The following is a 21,504-nucleotide window of genomic DNA, read 5'->3' on the forward strand; positions in this document are numbered from 1 at the left end:
GGCAATGGCTGAAAATCAATACTACGGCACTGGTCGCCGCAAAAGTTCTGCTGCTCGCGTTTTTCTTAAGCCGGGCAGTGGTAAAATCGTTATTAACCAACGTAGCCTTGAAGTTTACTTCGGTCGTGAAACTGCCCGCATGGTAGTGAATCAACCGTTGGAACTGGTCGACATGGTTACCAAGTTTGACATGTACATCACTGTTAAAGGTGGTGGTATTTCAGGTCAGGCTGGCGCTATCCGTCACGGTATTACCCGTGCACTGATGGAATATGACGAGTCTCTGCGCAGTGAACTGCGTAAAGCTGGCTTCGTAACGCGTGATGCGCGTGAAGTTGAGCGTAAGAAAGTGGGTCTGCGTAAAGCACGTCGTCGTCCACAGTTCTCCAAACGTTAATTTTTTGCCTTTATGGCATCAGATTGATGGTAAAAACCCGGTGTTTCACCGGGTTTTTTTATTTGTCTGAGTAATACATCTGATAATCACATCTGAAAAGCACTTTCCCACCACTCTATATATTATATTTTTGCCGCTAACCTGTTGTCTGATAGACGATTTTTTATGAAATAGCAGCACGATCCCCACAAAACATTCAAAATCTGGTAAACTATCACTCACTTTTGTGCCTGTTCGGCGAACTAGTTAGCGTCCGTGTATCTCCCTGGCTGAATTCTTATCTCGACCAAGGCTTATTTACGGCAGCAGCTGTTGAGATTGCGAACTGGCGGTCAAACGACTCAGGATAGCAACCTCACCGTGGGCTATTCGCACTGTTTTCTAGATAATCTTGGAGGTTTTCATGGCTGTCGCTGCCAACAAACGTTCGGTAATGACGCTGTTTTCCGGCCCGACCGACATTTTTAGCCATCAAGTACGTATCGTACTGGCGGAGAAAGGTGTCAGTGTTGAGATTGAGCAGGTTGAAGCTGGTAATCTGCCGCAGGACCTAATTGACCTCAATCCCTACCAGACCGTCCCTACTTTGGTTGATCGCGAGCTGACGCTGTATGAATCCCGTATCATCATGGAATATCTGGATGAGCGTTTCCCACATCCACCATTGATGCCGGTATATCCTGTTGCACGTGGTAGCAGCCGTTTGATGATGCACCGCATTGAGCAAGACTGGTATTCCCTGATGCATAAAATTGAACAGGGTAATGCACAGGAAGCAGAAGCGGCACGTAAACAATTGCGTGAAGTTCTGCTGTCTATCGCACCTGTGTTCAATGAAACGCCTTACTTCTTGAGCGAAGAGTTCAGCCTGGTGGATTGCTACCTGGCTCCGCTGTTGTGGCGTTTGCCAGTATTAGGCATTGAGCTGACTGGCGCGGGTTCTAAAGAATTGAAAGGCTATATGACACGTGTGTTTGAGCGTGATGCGTTCTTGGCTTCGTTGACGGAAGCTGAACGTGAAATGCACTTGAAAACCCGAGGTTAATTGCTATGGAGATGTCAGATATGTCTCCGCGTCGTCCCTATCTGTTACGCGCCTTTTACGATTGGTTGATTGATAATCAACTGACGCCACATCTGGTGGTGGATGTCACACGGCCAGGCGTATCGGTGCCGATGGAGTTTGCTCGTGATGGGCAGATTGTATTGAATGTGGCACCGCGCGCGGTAGGTAACTTAGAATTGGGCAACGATAGCGTGACGTTCAATGCCCGTTTTGGCGGTGTACCGCTTCAGGTGATCGTTCCTATGGGGGCGATCGTGGCAATCTATGCGCGGGAAAATGGTTCCGGCACAATGTTTGAACCTGAAGAAGCTTACGATTCTGATGCTGAAGGCAATTTCGATAGCATCGAAGAAGATGAGAGCACGAATACTGCGGCTGACAACCTGATGCTAGTCTCAGATGAAGCAACGCCTTCGCAAGGCGATAATGGCTCACCTGATGATGAGCCGCCGCAGCCACCGCGTAATGGTGGTCGCCCGGCGTTGCGAGTCGTTAAATAGCCATCTTCGTTTTCAGGTAAAGCAGGTGTATTTTAAGGGCGGCCTTGGGGCTGCCCTTATTATTTTGGGAATAGGACCAAAATTAAGACAGCTTTTTCAATTCTGCCAGACAGCTATCACGCTGACTCATCATGTCACTATTACGGATTGTCGATAAAGTATGCGAGGCGCGTTGCTGGAAACTCGCTTTCGCGGCGCTATCTTTAACATCCGCAGGGGCAGTACAAATCTCTGATAATTTGAGTGTTTTGCTGTCATTGACCGATTTTAGTACCGCCGCAGGGTTATATATCAGTGCAGAAGAGAGTGCTGATTTCACGCCTGCGGTGAAACTCGCATTACCTCCATCGGCCAATTTAGGTGCCATGGCAATCCAGTTATCATCACCCAGCTTGATATTGTTCTCTACCGCGGGCAGTTGCCCCGCTTTTGCCAGTTCAGCCACCACGGCACGGGCTCCACGGGCTTCAATATTATAGCCAACTTCTTGATAATTCAGAGACATTGCCAACGCGCTGCCACTCATCGCTAACAATCCGCCAGCAATAAAAAGTAAGTGAGATTTCATAACAGATGATCCTTTCTTTAAAACGGGGGCGAAACTATCTAGGTAGGCCGAGCTGCGTCGACCCAAAAGCAAATATAACTCGGCCTTTACTATAGCGCTTCGCATATAAAATGCTGCAAATAAGGAGAAGAGAGATTGTTACAAAATCTTGTAAAGATAAGGAAATACGGGGGAATGTAGCAAAGAAAAGGGCTAGCAAACCAGTTGCCAGCCCTTAGATATCGCGGTGTTGTTAGTGTCAGACTTCCAAATAATTCATGATGCCATCAGCGGCTTTACGGCCTTCAGCAATTGCTGTCACGACCAAGTCAGAACCACGGACAATATCGCCACCGGCAAAGATTTTCGGGTTGCTAGTCTGGAAGGCATTATCGGTGCCTTCAGGGGCAACGACACGGCCTTGTTTATCCAGCGCCACATCATGAGCAGCCAGCCACTCCATGCTGTGTGGGCGGAAACCAAATGCCATAATCACGGCATCTGCAGGCAACACATGTTCTGAACCTGGGATCTGCTCAGCCATACTGCGGCCCTGTGCATCCGGTACGCCCAGTTGTGTACGCACCATTTTTACACCGCACACTTTACCATTGCTGTTCACTTCAATGCTCAATGGTTGCAGGTTGAACTTAAATTCAACCCCTTCCTCACGGGCGTTTTTCACTTCCCGCTTGGAACCTGGCATATTGGCTTCATCACGACGGTAGGCACAAACCACATCCGTTGCGCCTTGGCGGATAGAAGAACGCACACAGTCCATCGCGGTATCACCACCACCCAGCACCACGACACGTTTACCTTCCATATTGATGTAAGGCTCGTGAGGGGCTGCTTCGTAACCCATCAACTGTTTGGTATTGGCAATGAGGAACGGCAGCGCATCATAGACACCGGATGCATCTTCATTTTCCAGCCCACCGCGCATGGATTGATAAGTCCCCACCCCTAGGAATACGGCATCATATTCCTTCAGCAGGGTATCAAGCGTGATATCTCTACCCACTTCGATATTCAGTTGAAACTCAATACCCATCTCAGTGAAAATCTTGCGGCGCTTAACCATCACTTCTTTTTCCAGCTTAAAGGCTGGGATACCGAAGGTCAGTAGCCCCCCAATCTCTGGATGACGGTCAAATACCACGGCTTGCACACCGTTACGCGCTAGGACGTCAGCACAGGCCAGCCCTGCGGGGCCAGCGCCAATCACCGCGACACGTTTACCGGTTGGGTGAACATGAGACATATCCGGCTTCCAGCCCATTTCGATGGCTTTATCGCTGATATAACGCTCGATGTTACCGATAGTCACCGCACCAAACTCGTCATTCAGGGTACAAGACCCTTCACACAAACGATCTTGCGGGCATACCCGACCACAGACTTCTGGCAAACTGTTGGTCTGGTGAGCCAGATCTGCTGCTTCCATAATCCGCCCTTCGTTGGCCAGTTTCAGCCAGTTAGGGATGTAGTTATGCACCGGACATTTCCACTCACAATACGGGTTACCACAAGACAAACAGCGGTCTGCCTGTGCTTTGGCCTGTGTTTCCGAGAATGGCTCGTAAATCTCAACAAATTCAATTTTACGGATCTTTAGCGGCTTTTTCGGCGGATCAACGCGCTGAAGGTCGATAAACTGATAAACATTCTGACTCATCTCAACCCCTTACTGCGCTTGAACCCGCAGCTCAGCTGCGGAACGGCTACGGTGGCCCAACAGTGCTTTCACATCGCTGGATTTCGGCTTAACCAAAGCAAACTTGGTCACCCACTCTGGCCAGTTAGCCAGAATCTCTTCGCCACGGCTAGAACTTGTCAACTGAACATGTTCAGTGATCAGCCCACGCAGATGTTCTTCATGGATGGCCAATTGATCGACATCCAATACTTCTACCAGCTCAGGGTTAACACGTTTACGGAATTCACCGTCTTCATCGAGAACGTAAGCGAAACCACCGGTCATACCGGCACCGAAGTTAATCCCAGTGCGGCCCAGTACGCAAACAATCCCACCCGTCATATATTCACAACCGTTATCGCCGATACCTTCCACCACGGTGATCGCACCGGAGTTACGTACGGCGAAACGCTCACCGGCGCGGCCAGCGGCGAATAATTTTCCGCCTGTGGCGCCATATAAGCAGGTGTTACCGACTATGCTGGCTTCGTGGCTACGGAAGTTTGAACCGACAGGAGGACGCACTGCAATGCGACCACCAGCCATGCCTTTACCCACATAGTCGTTGGCATCGCCCGTTAAGGTCAGCTCAACGCCACCGGCATTCCAAACCCCAAAGCTTTGACCGGCTGTACCGGAGAAGTAAGCTTTGATAGGGTCCGTTGCCAAACCTTGATCGCCATGCTGAGTGGCAATCGCACCTGACAATGATGCGCCGACAGAGCGGTCTGTGTTACGGATATCAAAGTAGAACGTTTTGCTTTGTTTTGCTTCGATATAGGGTTCGGCTTGCGACAGCAACGCTTTGTTCAGTGACCCCTTATCGAACGGTGGGTTACTTTCAGTGCAATGTAGCGCTTTGCCTGGATGTGGCGTTGCGGTTTTCAGCATTGGCGACAGATCCAGCTTGTTCTGCTTGGCTGAGATACCATCTAGCTCCAGCAACATATCGGTACGGCCAATCAAATCTACCAGTTGGCGAACACCTAGCTCAGCCATGATTTCCCGCGTTTCCCGCGCGATAAACTGGAAGTAATTCACTACACGCTCAGGCAAACCGTGGTAGTGATCGCGACGCAGTTTTTCATCCTGAGTAGCAACACCCGTTGCACAGTTATTCAGGTGACAAATACGCAGGTATTTACAACCTAACGCGACCATTGGCCCAGTGCCGAAACCAAAACTTTCAGCCCCTAAAATCGCGGCCTTAACGATATCAACGCCGGTTTTCAGGCCGCCATCCACTTGCAGACGAATTTTATGGCGCAAGCCGTTGGCAACCAGTGCTTGCTGTGTTTCCACCAGCCCGAGCTCCCACGGACAACCGGCATATTTGACCGACGACAGTGGACTCGCACCTGTACCGCCATCGTAGCCAGCAATGGTAATCAGGTCGGCATAGGCTTTTGCCACACCGGTCGCGATGGTGCCGACGCCCGGTTCAGAAACCAGTTTCACCGAAATCATGGCTTTCGGATTGACCTGTTTCAAGTCGAAAATTAGCTGAGCCAAATCCTCGATTGAGTAAATATCATGATGCGGAGGCGGGGAGATCAATGTCACACCCGGAACGGAATAACGCAGTTTGGCGATATACGGGGTGACTTTATCACCCGGTAATTGACCACCTTCACCCGGTTTCGCGCCTTGAGCCACTTTGATCTGAATAACATCAGCATTCACCAGATACGCTGGTGTAACACCAAAACGACCTGAAGCCACCTGCTTAATACGAGAAACCTTATTGGTGCCGTAACGAGCAGGATCTTCCCCCCCTTCACCGGAGTTTGAGAATCCACCGAGGCTATTCATGGCGATAGCGAGTGATTCGTGAGCTTCCGGGCTGAGTGCGCCGATAGACATGGCGGCAGTATCAAAGCGCGTAAACAATGATTCAGCAGGCTCAACCTGATCAACAGGGATCGGCGTGCCTTGCGGTTTAATCGCCAACAGATCGCGCAGCGTCGCAACAGGCCGCTCATTGACCAACTTGGCGTAAGCCTGATAATCGCTGAATTCACCGCTGTGAACCGCAGTCTGTAGGGTGCTGACCACATCTGGGTTATACGCATGGTATTCGCCGTTGTGGACAAATTTCAGTAAACCGCCCTGATCCAATGGTTTACGTTTCAGCCAAGCGCGTTTGGACAGATTCTGCAAATCCTGCTGGAAATCGCTGAAACTGGCCCCGCCAATACGGCTTACGACGCCTTGGAAGCAGAGATTAGTCAGGTCACGATGCAGGCCCACAGCTTCAAACAACTTGGCACAGCGGTAGGAGGCGATGGTCGAGATGCCCATTTTGGACATGATTTTGTACAGGCCCTTGTTGATCCCGTTACGATAGTTAAGCATCACATCGCGATACTTTTTATCAATAGCTTGGGTATCAACCAATTTAGCCAATGATTCATATGCTAAATAAGGGTAAATCGCAGTCGCACCAAAACCGAGCAGCACAGCGAAATGATGTGGATCACGTGCGCTGGCGGTTTCAACAATAATGTTTGCGTCGCAGCGCAGGTTTTTTTCCACCAGACGTGTCTGAACCGCACCCACCGCCATTGGCGCTGGAACCGGCAGACGATTCGGTGCAATGGCGCGATCTGACAGCACCAACATGACGGCACCATCTCGGACTTTACGCTCTGCTTCTTCGCACAACGCGAGCACTGCTTGTTCTAAATCCGTTTCAGCCGGATCAAAGGTCAGATCCAACCGATCAGCGCGGTAATGTTCCCCTTCCAACGTGGTGAGCTGTTGGAAATCGGAGAACAATAAGATTGGCGATTTAAAGCTCAGACGGTGCGCCTGACCTTCGGCTTCGCTGAACACATTCATTTCACGGCCAATACTGGTTGCCAGTGACATGACGTGCGCTTCACGCAACGGATCGATCGGCGGGTTGGTGACCTGCGCGAACTGCTGGCGGAAATAATCGTAAATAATGCGCGGGCCGCTGGAGAGCACAGCAAATGGCGTATCATCTCCCATCGAACCTGTGGCTTCTTGACCAATTTCACCTAACACGCGGATGACTTGATCCAACTCTTCATTACTGTAACCAAACTGCTTCTGGTAGGTTTCCAGCGTCGAATCGTCTAACTGACGGCTACCCACCTGATCTTCTGGTAAATCCTCGAACGGCACCAAGCGTTTAACGTTCTTCTCCATCCACTCTTTATAGGGGTGGCGGCTTTTTAGATCGTTATCGGTTTCGGCGGAGTGCAGGATCTTACCGCTACGGGTATCGATCACCATCAGTTCACCGGGGCCGACGCGGCCTTTTTCAATCACTTCATCGGGCTGGTAATCCCAGATACCGACTTCAGAGGCGCAGGTGATCAGTTTATCTTTGGTGATAACGTAGCGCGCAGGGCGCAAGCCATTACGGTCAAGGTTACAGGCCGCATAACGGCCATCTGACATCACGATGCCAGCCGGACCATCCCATGGCTCCATATGCATGGAGTTGAAGTCAAAGAAGGCGCGCAGATCGGTGTCCATATCGGGGTTGTTTTGCCAGGCTGGTGGCACTAACAAACGCATGGCACGAATCAAATCCATACCGCCACTGAGGAACAGTTCCAGCATGTTATCCAGCGAACTGGAGTCTGAACCGGTTTCATTGACGAAAGGCGCGGCATCCTGCAAATCAGGGATTAATGGCGTTTTGAATTTGTAAGCACGTGCACGCGCCCATTGACGGTTACCGGCGATGGTATTGATTTCGCCGTTATGGGCCAAATAGCGGAATGGCTGAGCCAAAGGCCAGCGCGGCACGGTGTTGGTTGAAAAGCGTTGATGGAATAAACAAATAGCCGATTCAAGGCGCAGGTCAGCCAAATCAAGATAAAAGCGTGGTAGATCCGCAGGCATGCATAGGCCTTTATAGATCGTCACCAGGTTAGAGAAACTACAAACGTAGAAATCTTTATCACCTGAAATACGCTTTTCGATACGGCGACGCGCCACAAATAGGCGGCGTTCCATATCACGTGGACGCCAACCAGCAGGGGCGTTCACAAAAATTTGTTCGATCCGAGGCAGGGAGGAGAGAGCAATTTCACCGAGAACATCCGGATTGGTCGGCACTTCGCGCCAGCCGATAATCGACAGCGTTTCGTTTTGCAATTCTTCTTCAACAATGCGGCGGCTTGCCTTGGCGAGTTCTTCATCCTGACTGAGAAACATCATGCCGACGGCATAGTTTTTGGCCAAACGCCATCCGCGTTCTTCAGCGACCATCCGGAAAAAGCGATCCGGTTTTTGTAAAAGCAGACCACAACCGTCGCCGGTCTTGCCATCAGCAAGAATCGCTCCACGGTGTTGCATGCGAGCCAGTGCGTGTATAGCGGTACGCACGACCTTATGGCTAGGTTCGCCTTCTATGTGGGCGATTAGGCCGAAACCACAGTTGTCCCTCTCTTGGGATTTATCGTACAACATATCAGTGAACCTCCCCAGGCTCTGAGAGACTCTCACAAACCGACTCCAGAAGGACATTTTGGTCGTGGGCGGTAGGGGCTGACAGGCGCGTATTTCGCGGCAAATCTGCTTTTCCGCCCTCCGCCAATGGCCTCTTGTGACGGTTCTCACAAGTGGTAAAAGACTTGTCTTAAGAGGGAGTCTTAAATTACTGCATAATTATGACTAGACGTTTGCCCGTCTAGAAAGCTTCCAGCGGACCTCCAACTTAGCGAGAAAGAATACTCAGGTCAAATATAGGCTTAAGATATATCTTTAAGGTGTAAAAGGGATTTATCATTATGAAAAATATGATTTTATTGGTGTTTTTTGCCTTCGAGATGCCACATGTGGTGGATGCGAAATTGTGAGCTGTCTCACTATAGTGCAATCGACAAATCTCTGCACCATGCTAGTGCTGGCGGGGATGCTGGAGTTATATGCTGCTGATGTTATATTTATTGGCGTTTAACACTGTTTTTCACTGAATTGTAATAGAAGCGCTAATAGGTTTGCGGAAATAAGAAAATTTAATCATCGGTCAAGTGATTTTATTTGCATTTATAATGAATGGTTATGCGAAGTTGCACCCAAGGGCTTGGGAGTTGATCTCTGTCATCGCACGCAACATCGTTGGCGGGTAACCTTGGGCTCTTTTCAGACAGGCAGTGCCAAGATTATGCAGTTGCAGCAATTAGTCAATATGTTTGGTGCGGATTTACAGCGCCGCTATGGTGAAAAAGTGCATAAACTCACGTTACATGGCGGGTTTAGCTGCCCTAATCGTGATGGAACCCTTGGGCGTGGGGGTTGCACCTTTTGTCAGGTTGCCTCATTTTCAGATGAGCAAATGCAGCAACAAAGTATTGCCGAGCAGTTAGCGGCACAAGCGAAAAAAACCAATCGGGCAAAACGTTACCTCGCTTACTTTCAGGCTTATACCAGTACTTATGCAGAGGTGAATGCGTTAGCCGCCATGTATGAGCAAGCCTTGGCTGAAGCTGACATTGTCGGTTTATGTGTGGGAACGCGGCCCGATTGCGTACCGGATGCCGTGCTGGATTTGCTCAGTGGCTATCATCAGCAGGGCTATGAGGTTTGGCTTGAACTAGGGTTACAAACTGCAAACGATAAAACCCTTAAACGCATTAATCGTGGCCATGATTTTGCCTGTTATCAGCAAACCGCACGCCGAGCACGTGCCCGTGGCTTGAAAATCTGTTGTCATTTGATAGTAGGCCTGCCCGGTGAGGATCAGGCGCAAGGGATGGAAACACTGGAAAAAGTGGTGGCAACAGGGGTAGATGGATTGAAATTACACCCACTGCATATTGTCGAGGGCAGTACCATGGCGAAAGCTTGGCGGGCAGGGCGCTTGCCAGAGCTGGCGCTAGAGGAATACGTACAGACCGCCGGTGAAATGATTCGCCACACGCCAGCCGACATTGTTTATCACCGAATTTCCGCCAGTGCCCGTAGACCCACGCTGTTAGCCCCATTATGGTGCGCAAATCGCTGGGTCGGCATGAATGAGTTGAATCAGTATATGTTGGCTTATGGCGGGCAAGCATCAGCACTGTAAACGGCGACGAAACGGCAAAAATCAGCTCATTTCTTCCTATCTCACTGGGATTTGCAGTCTTTTCCACACTTCTGAGGAAGCTGTCTTATCTATTGCCAATTTTACGGTATGATTTATTTTCCCTTCGTTCTTGAAGCCACAGGGGCGTTAGCGGCACTCACACACCCGAATCACTTACTCAGGTAAGCTCATCGGGATGTGTTCGTTTGCTGCCTACCTGTGACGTCAATGACTTTGGGGAACCCCTTCGTTCTTGAAGCCACAGGGGCGTTAGCGGTACTCGCAAAATCGGTTCGCTTGCAACGCTAATAGAATATGGCGAGACCCAGAAACACTGACCGAGGTTGTTATGAAGCAAATCAGGGTATTGGCCCAATATTATGTTGATTTAATGGTGAAGTTGGGGCTGATTCGCTTCTCGCTGCTATTAGCATCGGTGCTGGTCCTGCTCGCCATGGTGGTACAAATGGCAGTGACCTTTGCGCTGAGAGGGTCGGTGGAAACCCTCGATCTGGTGCGATCCATCTTCTTTGGCTTACTGATAACACCTTGGGCGGTGTACTTTCTGTCAGTGGTCGTCGAGCAATTGGAAGAGTCGCGTCAACGATTATCGCGCTTGGTGGATAAGCTCGAAGTGATGCGCTACCGCGATTTAGAACTGAACAAACAGTTGACCGAAAATATTGCTCAGCTCAATCAGGAAATTGTCGAACGCGAAAAAGCGGAAAAGGCCCATTTACAGGTGGTTGATAAGCTCAAAGAAGAGATGGGCCACCGTGAACAAGCTCAGGTTGAACTTGGGCAGCAGTCCGCTTTACTACGCTCATTCCTTGATGCTTCCCCAGACTTGGTTTATTACCGAAATGAAGACAATGAGTTCTCCGGCTGCAATCGGGCGATGGAGCTGTTGACGGGCAAAAGTGAGAAACAATTGGTCGGGCTGACGCCAAAAGATGTCTATGCACCTGACATTGCGGAAAAAGTCATGGAAACCGATGAAAAAGTCTTCCGTCACAACGTTTCTCTCACCTATGAGCAGTGGTTAGTCTATCCCGATGGACGGAAAGCCTGTTTTGAGCTGCGCAAAGTGCCGTTTTACGATCGTGTTGGCAAACGTCATGGCCTAATGGGCTTTGGTCGCGATATTACGGAGCGTAAGCGCTATCAGGATGCGTTAGAGAACGCCAGCAGAGACAAGACCACGTTTATCTCAACCATTAGCCATGAGCTGCGTACGCCGCTTAATGGCATTGTGGGCCTAAGCCGCATCTTGCTCGATACCGAATTAGATAGCGAGCAACTGAAATACCTGAAAACCATTCACGTGAGTGCCATCACTCTCGGTAATATTTTTAATGATATCATTGAGATGGATAAACTCGAGCGCCGCAAAGTTCAACTGGATAATCAGCCCATTGATTTTACCGGTTTTATGGCGGATCTGGAGAACCTCACCGGTTTGCTGGTACAGCCAAAAGGGCTGAAGTTTACGATGGAGCCGCAATTGCCGCTGCCAGAGAAGATCATCACTGATGGCACGCGATTACGTCAAATTCTGTGGAATCTTATCGGTAATGCGGTGAAATTTACCCAGCAAGGTGAAATTGTGGTGCGGGTACGGCGTGAGGGAAATGACCAACTGACGTTTGAAGTGGAAGACTCCGGTATGGGGATCCCTGAAGACGAACAGGATAAAATTTTTGCCATGTATTATCAGGTGAAAGACAGCAATGGTGGTCGTCCAGCAACAGGTACAGGTATTGGTTTGGCTGTGTCTAAGCGACTGGCGCAGAGCATGGGAGGCGATATCACGGTCAAAAGTGCCAAAGGGTCGGGCTCATGCTTTACCCTGACTATTAAAGCGCCGGTTGTCCAGCAAACCACCCATGCACCAACAGCCGATGACATGCCATTGCCTGCACTTCATGTCTTGCTGGTGGAAGATATCGAGCTGAACGTCATTGTCGCACGTTCGGTATTGGAAAAACTCGGCAATAGCGTTGAGGTCGCGATGAACGGCCACGATGCGTTGGCCATGTTCCAGCCAGATAATTTTGATTTGGTGCTGCTAGATATTCAGTTACCGGATATGAGTGGGTTAGATATTGCCCGACAAATTCGTTCGCAATTTGACTCACAGTCACTGCCGCCACTGGTGGCATTGACCGCCAACGTCCTCAAAGACAAAAAAGAGTATTTAGACGCCGGAATGGATGACGTGCTGAGTAAGCCATTGTCGGTGCCTGCACTCACGGCCATGATTAAGCAATTTTGGGATCATAAGCCTTCTTCTTCAGCCAAAAAACAGGAACATAAATTGATGCAAACCCATGAATCGTTACTTGATACTGCGATGTTGGAACAATACATCGATTTGGTCGGTCCACAATTGATTCATCAAAGTTTGGAAATGTTTGAACAAATGATGCCGGGATATTTAGCGGTGTTAGATTCCAACATGACTGCGCGGGATCAGAAGGGGATTACCGAAGAAGCGCATAAAATCAAAGGGGCCGCCGGTTCTGTTGGCCTACGTCATATCCAACAATTAGCGCAACAGATTCAAACCCCAACACTGCCAGCATGGTGGGATAATGTGCAAGATTGGGTTGATGAATTAAAATCAGAATGGCGCAATGATGTGCAGGTATTACGTGAATGGGCAGCGGAAGCTGAAAAAAAATAACCTCGACCGAGGCCGGGGTGCGCGAATTCTGCGCCAACACCAGGGAAATCGTTAACCTGCGATACCCGTCATAGTGCAAGTTGCACATCCGTTGGCGACTTCGTTCACCCCAGTTGACTGACTGATGTCAGCATTTGGGATTCGCTCAGTGGCCATCTTCTTGCAACTCGAATTATTCAGAGCCTAATAGTTCGATTTCGAATGGATTCGCAGGTTGTAAGGATTCTTCCATACATCATACAAGCAACAACATAGCAAATGTAAGCGCTCTTGTTACAAGATTCATTAAAATTTGTGATAGAGATTCGTCTTTGTGACTAGAACGGGTTAAGCGATTGACAGCATAAAAAAAGGAGAGGTTGATGAAAACAGTTGGAGTTGTCCTAAGTGGATGTGGCGTTTTCGATGGCGCGGAAATTCATGAGTCTGTTCTAACCCTGTTAGCGCTGGATCGCGCTGGCGCACGCGTGTTGTGCTTCGCCCCTGATAAACCACAACTGCATGTTATTAATCATGTTACTGGTGAGGAAGTCGCTGAGCAGCGCAATGTCTTGGTGGAATCTGCGCGTATCGCTCGGGGGCAAGTTGCGCCACTCTCCTCTGCTGATTCTACGCAACTAGACGCCTTAATTGTTCCCGGTGGTTTTGGGGCTGCGAAGAACCTCAGCGATTTCGCGATTAAAGGTTCTGAATGTGCCATCGATCCGGATTTAGCTAAATTAGTTCAATCAATGCATAAGTCAGGTAAACCAATTGGATTTATGTGTATTTCACCTGTGATGCTGCCAAAACTGTTGGGTAAACCTATCCGTCTGACGATTGGTAACGATCCCGATACTATTGATGCCATTGAGATTATGGGTGGAGAGCATGTCGTTTGCCCGGTTGAGGATGTGGTGATTGATATCGATAACAAAGTGGTGACTACGCCTGCTTATATGTTAGCCGAGTCAATTTCTGACGCTGCAAAAGGGATTGATAAATTGGTGACAAAGGTGCTGGATTTAACCGAATGATTTCACCTCGGCGCGTACTGAATCGGCTTTGGTATTGGGGCAAACGAGGCGTTATTGGCATCGTTGTGCTGTGGCTGGCGGGCATTTTGATTTTTGCTTTCCTGCCGGTTCCTTTTTCTATGGTGATGATTGAAAGGCAGTTGGGTGCATGGTTAACCGGTGATTTTTCCTATGTTGCGCATTCTGACTGGGTACCCATGGATGAAATATCCCCTTACATGGCACTGGCCGTCATGGCGGCTGAAGACCAAAAATTTCCAGAACACTGGGGGTTTGATGTTGATGCTATCGAGTCGGCACTGACCCATAATCAGCGTAATCAAAATCGTATCCGTGGCGCCTCCACGTTATCGCAGCAAACGGCAAAAAATCTGTTTCTTTGGGATGGTCGTAGCTGGGTACGCAAAGGGCTGGAAGTGGGGCTGACCGCCGGTATTGAGCTGGTATGGACTAAGCGCCGTATTCTGACGGTTTACCTCAATATCGCCGAGTTTGGCGAGGGAATTTTTGGTGTGGAAGCCGCAGCACAGCATTTCTTCAAGAAACCGGCGAGTAAATTGAGTGCGTCAGAAGCGGCATTATTGGCTGCGGTATTGCCCAACCCGCTGCGCTTTAAGGCGAATGCTCCCTCTGGCTATGTTCATTCTCGTCAACAATGGATTTTACGCCAAATGCGCCAGTTAGGTGGGAAGGAGTTTTTGCAGGAAAGCTCACTAGATTGACAGCATAAAAAACGGGCTTAGGTTGCGCTAAGCCCGTAAACGTATGACGTAACCGTATTATTTAACGATGGTGAACGCGGTGGTGACGTGTTTAACGCCACTCACTTGGCTGGCAATCTGCGCGGCTGATTGCGCTTCCTGCTGAGTGACCAAGCCCAAAAGGAAGACTTCGCTATTTTCAGTCGTCACTTTCACGTTTGAAGATTTTACCGAGTCGGCGGTCAATAATTGCGAACGGACTTTGGTGGTGATCCATGTATCCATTGACGCGGTACCCAGATCAACAGGCTTACCTATGCGCATCTCGTTATACACTTCAGTTGCGCCATCAACACCTGCGGCAATCTGTTTGGCGCGATTAGACAGTTCTGCGGTTGGTGTTTGCCCAGTCAGCAATACTTTCCCTTGATAAGCGGTCACCACAAAACGTGTCTGGCTTTTTATCTGCTGATCTTTGCTCAGCGCGTTGACGACTCTAGCCTCTAGCGTGCCATCGTCTACCTGAGTACCGACAGAACGTGGGTCTGTCACTGTTTTCGTTGCAACAGCCGCGCTGCCGACAACCACGGCACCGACACAGCCTTGCAATAGCAGGGCGCTGAGTAGCATGGCAAAAATATAACCAACCTTCATTCGTGCTCCTTTAATCGTCCTGATGAGGAAATAGAGTGTTATCAATTAGATCACATAAACAATTCACTGTGAGCATGTGTAATTCTTGAACACGTGCGCCGCGGTGTGAAGGGATGCGGATTTCAACATCCTGCTGACCCAATAAACCCGCCAATTCGCCACCATCGTAACCGGTGAGGGCGACAATGGTCATATCGCGCGTGACTGCGGCTTCGACCGCTTTCACAATATCACGGCTATTACCGCGAGTGGAAATCGCGAGTAAAACGTCACCAGCATGACCGAGTGCTCGCACTTGTTTGGCATAGACTTCATCATGCAAGCGATCGTTGGTAATGGCCGTCAGGACAACATTATCAGCATTCAAAGCAATCGCCGGTAGGCTTGGCCGTTCTGTTTCGAAGCGATTTATCATGCTGGCAGCAAAGTGTTGCGCGTTAGCCGCAGACGTCCCATTACCGCAGCAGAGAATTTTATTGCCATTAAGCAGTGACTGAACCAAGGTCATTGCTGCGCGAGAAATGGCATCAGGCAATGCTTCAGCCGCGGCAATCTGAGTTTGAATACTTTCGGTAAAACAACCTTTAATTCTGTCCAGCACGTTGATTTAACTCACTTGTTAGGTAAAAACCGGAAACAAACCGGTGAAAGTCATCAATCCGCATTGAAGGCGTTAGGCAGCCATTCTATCTGACTGCCAGTGATAGCAAAAACATCAAAACGGCACGGTGTCGTGGCAAAACTGGCACTTCGCTGGGCCAGCCAAACGGCGGCGGCTCGGAGTAACCGTTGTTGCTTGCGGTAGGTGACGCTGGCAGCGGCACCACCAAATAGGGCATTGCGCCGAAAGCGAACCTCGACAAAAACCCAGGTTGGCCCATCGCGCATGATAAGGTCAATCTCACCGCTTTGATAGGTGACATTAGCCGCTTGAAAAATTAAACCCGCCTGTTCAAGATGGCGGCGGGCTTGTTGTTCGTAGTATGCGCCAGTCATCCGTTGACTCATTGGCTATCCTTATCCCCTGCATTCTCGCGGGGTTAGTGATATTCACTCCCCATAGTGAGGAGAGTGAATCAACATTTTATACAGCCGGTACGACCATACCCTGACGATATTGTAACCAAGGCAGTTTACGCGTGATAACACAATCCGCGGATGCGGTTAAATCACCAGTAGTGCCGCTGACTTGGAAGCCCGGAATCTGTCGCATTTCAGCAAAATGATTCGACAATGTCCATGCATCAATCCCCATCGCGTACAAACGTACGAGTGAATAGTCGTTGGCATATTTAGCCGCAGCTTGTTGCATCAACACGGGGTTTGACCCTGCCATCAATGGAATATCACTAAACTGGATACCTTCCATTTCTAAGCGATAATCTGGGCCGGCACCTGCCTGATAGCTACGTGAACTTGCAAACAGAGCAGGTTTGCTACGTGAGCTGGTGGCCATATCAATCATGGGCTTAATCAACGTTAATTCCGCCGGTGTGGCGATGATATATACCGCGTCAATGTTGCCCCCAGCAGATGTAGAGACGACCGGCGCGTCGACAGGTGGTGCTGGAATGGTCAGCCCTGCAATGGTGACTGAAGCCGGTGCAGCGGCGGGCGCACTCGACACCGCGACAGGTTGCCCAGTCAGGCGGATACCTGCGCCACTGTTGATGGCTTGTTTTAGCTCAACGGTTGAACCGAAGTTCTGCTGCAAGACAGTCTGCCCACCCTGTTTCTGCCACTCTTCTGCGAAGGCTTTCGCAATACGATCACCGAAAGCGCCACGCGGCGTTAGCAACAACGGCATTCTTTTTTCCTGACTCCACAGATGATGCGCGGCATCACGAGCTTCATCTTCTGGCGACAAGGCGAAGTAGCAAATATTCGGGCTGTTGGTGCTGACCTCTGGCTGGTTCAAAGCCAGAATGTTTAGCGTGCTTGGGGTTGCGCTCAACTGCTCAACTTCAGGTTTAAGCAGGGGACCAACAACCAGTGTTGCGCCATCTTGCTGAGCTTGTGCCAGTAATGCGGCAACGGGTTGCGTGGTGGTGTCGTAGACTTTTACCTGTGCATTGCTTGTGGCAACGGGCTGAGCGACGGGAGCGGGTGCTGCGATGGGAGCGGCATCAACTGGCGCTGCTGCCATATCTGTTGGCGCACCTTCTGTTACATCAGGCGTTACTGGCGCAGAAGCGGCAACCGGTAAACCATTTTGCGCGGCAGTAAACCCTTGCTGGATAGCATCAGCGAATACCTGTGCTGGGCCACTCAACGGCAATAACAATGCAATTTTCGCGGTGGAGGCTTGGCTAAAATTACTTATCTGAGTCAATCCCGTCGGCAAACTTTTCGCCGCTGGGTTTTGCGGATAGCGGTTTTGCCAGTCTTTAATGGCCGCCTTCAGCAGCTCAGGATCTTGCTTATTGTCCTGATACACATGCGTTAAATCCAACCAGCCTTGCAGCACGTTTTCATCCGCATTAATCACAATGTTGTTCAATTCTTGTGGTGTGAGCTGTGCTAGCGATTGCCAAGTGCTATCGATATTATCCTGGTGGGCTTTATCTGTTAGCAATGGCTCTTGGGCGATAAATGCCCGAATCAATGGCAGCGTAGCTCTACCTTGATTGGCGGCAATTTGGGCCTGATAGAAGCGAACCTGTTGGTTTGGTGAAAGCTGAGTCGCATCTAGCTTGCCAAGAACATCTGCGGCGGCAGGGTTATTTTTCTGCGCGACTAACAATTCTGCAGTCAGTAATTGCTGTTCCTGACGTTGCGTATCGCTCAGATTAGCCGGTAGTGTGCCGAGTTGCTCTGCTGCTTGAGGGATTTTCCCTTCACGTAACAGGGCACGAATGGCGAGTAATTGCCAGTCAGCCTTGTTATCATCATTACTTTGCTGCAACTGCTGCAAATAATAATCGGCGTTAGCGCTTGCTTCGTCCTGTATATTTGTTGGCGGTGGCGTCTGTGGTGCCCTGCCTGAACAGGCAGCCAGTATCAGTGCAGCGAGAACAACAGGGAATAGCCCTGCTTTGGAACGAACGAATGTTGAGGAAAGCATACTGTATCCAGTGATGTTTTTTTCAAGATGCTCAATATTAAATCGGTAATTCGGATGAAACAATGAATCAACACGATCGAGCAGTGATTTCTGCATCTACGCTTTATGTGGTACCTACCCCTATCGGTAATTTAGGGGATATCACCCACCGAGCGTTAGAGGTACTGAAAAGCGTTGATTTGATTGCGGCAGAAGATACACGTCATACAGGGTTGCTGTTACAACATTTCGCGATCAACGCCCGCCTATTTGCACTTCATGACCATAACGAACAACAAAAAGCCGATCATTTACTGGCGAAACTGCAAGAGGGCCAGAGCATTGCGCTGGTTTCAGATGCAGGAACGCCATTGATTAACGATCCGGGTTACCATTTAGTGCGCCGTTGCCGTGAAGCTGGCATCAGAGTGGTGCCATTACCGGGCGCTTGTGCGGCCATTACAGCACTGTCTGCCGCCGGTCTTGCCTCAGATCGTTTTTGCTACGAAGGCTTCCTGCCTGCGAAAACTAAAGGCCGTAAGGATACTCTGCAAGCGCTGATTGAGGAACCTCGAACACTGATCTTCTATGAATCAACGCATCGCTTGTTGGAAAGTTTACAGGACATGGTAACCGTACTTGGCCCACAACGCTATGTGGTGCTGGCTAGAGAGCTGACCAAAACGTGGGAGTCTATCCACGGTGCGCCGGTTGGCGAGTTGCTAGCTTGGGTTCAGGAGGAAGAAACTCGCCGTCGTGGCGAGATGGTGCTGATTGTCGAAGGCCATAAAGTCCAAACCGATGACGCGCTTCCGGCTGCCGCATTACGTACTCTGACACTGTTGCAAAAAGAGCTGCCATTAAAAAAAGCCGCTGCTTTGGCGGCTGAAATTCATGGCGTGAAAAAGAATGCGCTCTATAAGTATGCACTTGAACTGCAAAATGGTGGTCAAGGGCAAGCGGAAGATGACATTTAACCGTAATGTCATTATAATCCGCCGCGGAGTTGACTAGACAGTCGCCGCTTCGCTGCCGTCCCTTTCGGGGGAGACAGGTGAAGGGGAGGAAAGTCCGGGCTCCATAGGGCAGGGTGCCAGGTAACGCCTGGGGGGCGCAAGCCTACGACAAGTGCAACAGAGAGCAAACCGCCGATGGCCCGCGTAAGTGGGATCAGGTAAGGGTGAAAGGGTGCGGTAAGAGCGCACCGCACGGCTGGCAACAGTTCGTGGCAGGGTAAACTCCACCCGGAGCAAGGCCAAATAGGGGTTCGCATGGTACGGCCCGTACTGAACCCGGGTAGGCTGCTTGAGCCAGTGAGTGATTGCTGGCCTAGAGGAATGACTGTCCACGACAGAACCCGGCTTACCGGTCAACTCCACTCCTCTTTAAAAACAATGAGTTGGTGTGTCCCATCTGCATTTCACGTTAAGTGGGATACATGATGGGATACACCAACTTTTGTACTCTTCCTTATACGTTCCGCCGCAACGGTATTTTCTACATCTAGCGACCTTAAATAAAAATAGGGTGGACTCGTTCTGTATAGTTCTTGATATTTGAAAAAGAGCCATTGTCAGTAAATATTACTCTACTGACCTGCTTAGTATCTTTGTTAGCAAATGACGAATGCAAAAGGTATTAGATAATATTCATTGGGGCTGGGTTTAAGTATTTTCCCGTAATTTGGTTACGGAATAAATCACACTCTGTTCATAAAGGATATTGTCAATGAAAAAGGCATGCACGGTTCTTCTTTCTTCGCTTGTACTACTCTCATTTTCATCCGTAGCGGCGGAAGATTTACATAATAAACTGATCATCCAGGCTATTCCTTCCTCGGAAGGTACGGTGACGATTGAAGGGCAGCCGAATTACGAAAAGACGTTTAAGGTTGTTGTGTACAGTAAAATGGAACAGCCGATTGAGTTAACCGGATTTGTCGGTTGCTACAAAGCGTTCGATGAAAAAGGCAAAGAGTTTGAAGCGCGGACAGTGCAGGCTGATTTGCTGGGTACATTGAAGAAAGGTGTGAAAGAGGGTGAAGTCTCGTTTGTCAGTGACGATGACTCCGTTTATAACGCCAAATTCGTAAAATGGTCTTCGCAGTGCACAGATCTGGCTAAGCGCATCCACTAGTGGGCTATACCGATAAAAGCCAAACTCCTGCAACATTTTATCGTTGGTGGATTATATTCTTAGTGATTCAGGGCGTAAGCCCTGAAACCCATATTTTACAGACAGCCAATAAAGATAAATTAATGGGAGAAATTATCTAAAGATAGTTTTCTCCCATCATTTGTTATGAACCACTTCCTATAGTAAATGCTCTATTAATTGACGTTGATCCAAAGCTATCATCCACCTGAACTGCCATAATAGTTGCATTGGTTTGCACAACCGCATTAACGGTACACAGCGCTTCAGTAGCGAAAGAATCACCTTGTATGCTGATAGGCCCTGAAGTGTTATTGTTAATGGTCATCCCATTGCGCGCAGTGATAGCGACGGTTGAAGAGTCCACTGTTGTTACGCTTGACCTGTTTATATTAAAGGTAATCATTCCAGAAGTTTCATTATCGAACCTGTCATACAGCGTTAATGCTTCGACGAACAGAATGACACGTGTAAAACCGTTTCCATTGCCGGTTGGAACGCATTGCCGAGCAGCTTCATGTAGCGTTAATATCTCCGGTACTTGTGCCTGATTCCAAGCGCCAGGAGTGATGGTTAACGTTTCTGTTAGTCCTGCTACCACCGTATCGGATAACTTCACACCTATATTCGCTAAACCAATTTTCGTGCCATCAATATTCGCGACATAACTGTTACCTGACTGGCTTGCATTTGTTATCTGACTATTTATCAGGTCCGTTGTAAATGTAATGTTCAGGTCAGAGATCGGATTATCATTGGCATCGCGAGCTATCAACGTAATGAGTGCCCCTGTCCGATCATCGGCATTGATGGTATTCGTGCTCACCATCAATGTGGATCTCATCGCATCGAATGCACCAGCAGACAGGGTGATGGTGGCAGGGGCGATACCCAATGCACTGCTGTTGGCATAGGCTGTCACACTGGCAATGCCGGTTACCGTTCCAGCGGTCAGTGTGGCGGTGTAAATGCCACTAGTACTCTCCACGGCC

17 protein-coding genes and 1 other RNA gene are annotated in these 21,504 nt (G+C 49.4%); 10 read left to right on the forward strand and 8 right to left on the reverse strand.

Annotation, left to right across the window (positions count from 1 at the left end):
- Nucleotides 1-4: 4 nt before the first annotated feature.
- From rpsI to sspB, 3 genes are all read left to right on the forward strand, one after another.
- The gene (rpsI, locus tag BN68_RS17380; protein ID WP_019212446.1) at nucleotides 5-397 is read left to right on the forward strand and encodes a 30S ribosomal protein S9; all 393 of its coding nucleotides are present in this window, start codon (nucleotides 5-7) and stop codon (nucleotides 395-397) included.
- Between the two features lie 403 nt (nucleotides 398-800).
- On the forward strand, nucleotides 801-1,442 hold the full coding sequence (gene sspA / locus BN68_RS17385; protein WP_019212447.1) for a stringent starvation protein SspA: 642 nt from the start codon (nucleotides 801-803) through the stop codon (nucleotides 1,440-1,442).
- A 5-nt stretch (nucleotides 1,443-1,447) separates the two neighbouring features.
- On the forward strand, nucleotides 1,448-1,963 hold the full coding sequence (gene sspB / locus BN68_RS17390; RefSeq protein WP_042806923.1) for a ClpXP protease specificity-enhancing factor: 516 nt from the start codon (nucleotides 1,448-1,450) through the stop codon (nucleotides 1,961-1,963).
- Between the two features lie 82 nt (nucleotides 1,964-2,045).
- Here sspB and BN68_RS17395 read toward each other — a convergent pair whose 3' ends face one another.
- The 3 genes from BN68_RS17395 to gltB form a co-directional block, all read right to left on the reverse strand.
- Complete coding sequence (locus BN68_RS17395) at nucleotides 2,046-2,531, reverse strand: hypothetical protein (protein ID WP_019212449.1); 486 nt, start codon at nucleotides 2,529-2,531, stop codon at nucleotides 2,046-2,048.
- Nucleotides 2,532-2,769: 238 nt separating this feature from the next.
- Nucleotides 2,770-4,188 carry a glutamate synthase small subunit gene (locus tag BN68_RS17400; RefSeq protein ID WP_019212450.1) on the reverse strand — a complete coding sequence of 473 codons (1,419 nt, stop codon included), beginning with the start codon at nucleotides 4,186-4,188 and terminating at the stop codon, nucleotides 2,770-2,772.
- A gap of 9 nt (nucleotides 4,189-4,197) precedes the next feature.
- A complete protein-coding gene (gene gltB, locus BN68_RS17405; RefSeq protein WP_019212451.1) occupies nucleotides 4,198-8,658 on the reverse strand; it encodes a glutamate synthase large subunit in 4,461 nt (1,486 codons plus the stop codon).
- 697 nt (nucleotides 8,659-9,355) lie between these two features.
- Between gltB and BN68_RS17410 the strand changes: the two genes are divergently transcribed.
- From BN68_RS17410 to mtgA, 4 genes are all read left to right on the forward strand, one after another.
- Nucleotides 9,356-10,258, forward strand: a complete 903-nt coding sequence (locus BN68_RS17410) for a TIGR01212 family radical SAM protein (RefSeq protein WP_019212452.1) — start codon at nucleotides 9,356-9,358, stop codon at nucleotides 10,256-10,258.
- Between the two features lie 349 nt (nucleotides 10,259-10,607).
- Nucleotides 10,608-12,944: an aerobic respiration two-component sensor histidine kinase ArcB gene (arcB, locus tag BN68_RS17415; protein WP_042806924.1), complete on the forward strand. Its 2,337-nt coding sequence runs from the start codon at nucleotides 10,608-10,610 to the stop codon at nucleotides 12,942-12,944.
- Nucleotides 12,945-13,306: 362 nt separating this feature from the next.
- Nucleotides 13,307-13,960, forward strand: a complete 654-nt coding sequence (gene elbB, locus BN68_RS17420) for an isoprenoid biosynthesis glyoxalase ElbB (protein WP_019212453.1) — start codon at nucleotides 13,307-13,309, stop codon at nucleotides 13,958-13,960.
- Complete coding sequence (gene mtgA, locus BN68_RS17425) at nucleotides 13,957-14,682, forward strand: monofunctional biosynthetic peptidoglycan transglycosylase (protein WP_019212454.1); 726 nt, start codon at nucleotides 13,957-13,959, stop codon at nucleotides 14,680-14,682. The genes elbB and mtgA overlap by 4 nt, the downstream gene beginning before the upstream one ends.
- A 57-nt stretch (nucleotides 14,683-14,739) precedes the next feature.
- Here mtgA and dolP read toward each other — a convergent pair whose 3' ends face one another.
- From dolP to BN68_RS17445, 4 genes are all read right to left on the reverse strand, one after another.
- A complete protein-coding gene (gene dolP, locus BN68_RS17430) occupies nucleotides 14,740-15,315 on the reverse strand; it encodes a division/outer membrane stress-associated lipid-binding lipoprotein (protein ID WP_019212455.1) in 576 nt (191 codons plus the stop codon).
- Nucleotides 15,316-15,325: 10 nt separating this feature from the next.
- On the reverse strand, nucleotides 15,326-15,916 hold the full coding sequence (gene diaA, locus BN68_RS17435) for a DnaA initiator-associating protein DiaA (protein ID WP_019212456.1): 591 nt from the start codon (nucleotides 15,914-15,916) through the stop codon (nucleotides 15,326-15,328).
- Nucleotides 15,917-15,969: 53 nt separating this feature from the next.
- Entirely contained in the window at nucleotides 15,970-16,323 is a 354-nt protein-coding gene (locus BN68_RS17440) for a YraN family protein (protein ID WP_019212457.1), read from the reverse strand.
- Between the two features lie 76 nt (nucleotides 16,324-16,399).
- Nucleotides 16,400-18,379, reverse strand: a complete 1,980-nt coding sequence (locus BN68_RS17445; protein ID WP_019212458.1) for a penicillin-binding protein activator — start codon at nucleotides 18,377-18,379, stop codon at nucleotides 16,400-16,402.
- Between the two features lie 62 nt (nucleotides 18,380-18,441).
- On the opposite strand from BN68_RS17445, the gene rsmI reads away from it, so the two are divergent.
- The 3 genes from rsmI to BN68_RS17455 all read left to right on the forward strand — a co-directional run bounded on the left by rsmI (nucleotide 18,442) and on the right by BN68_RS17455 (nucleotide 20,494).
- Nucleotides 18,442-19,335, forward strand: coding sequence for a 16S rRNA (cytidine(1402)-2'-O)-methyltransferase (rsmI, locus tag BN68_RS17450; protein WP_019212459.1), 894 nt, complete (start codon nucleotides 18,442-18,444; stop codon nucleotides 19,333-19,335).
- 25 nt (nucleotides 19,336-19,360) lie between these two features.
- Nucleotides 19,361-19,739: RNase P RNA component class A (gene rnpB / locus BN68_RS23020), an RNA gene on the forward strand.
- 347 nt (nucleotides 19,740-20,086) lie between these two features.
- On the forward strand, nucleotides 20,087-20,494 hold the full coding sequence (locus tag BN68_RS17455; RefSeq protein WP_019212460.1) for a DUF4354 family protein: 408 nt from the start codon (nucleotides 20,087-20,089) through the stop codon (nucleotides 20,492-20,494).
- 163 nt (nucleotides 20,495-20,657) lie between these two features.
- Here BN68_RS17455 and BN68_RS17460 read toward each other — a convergent pair.
- The coding region (locus tag BN68_RS17460) for an invasin domain 3-containing protein (RefSeq protein WP_196796403.1) at nucleotides 20,658-21,504 on the reverse strand (847 nt) is incomplete at its 5' end.

Source organism: Yersinia massiliensis CCUG 53443, assembly GCF_000312485.1.
GTDB classification, from domain to species: Bacteria; Pseudomonadota; Gammaproteobacteria; order Enterobacterales; family Enterobacteriaceae; genus Yersinia; species Yersinia massiliensis.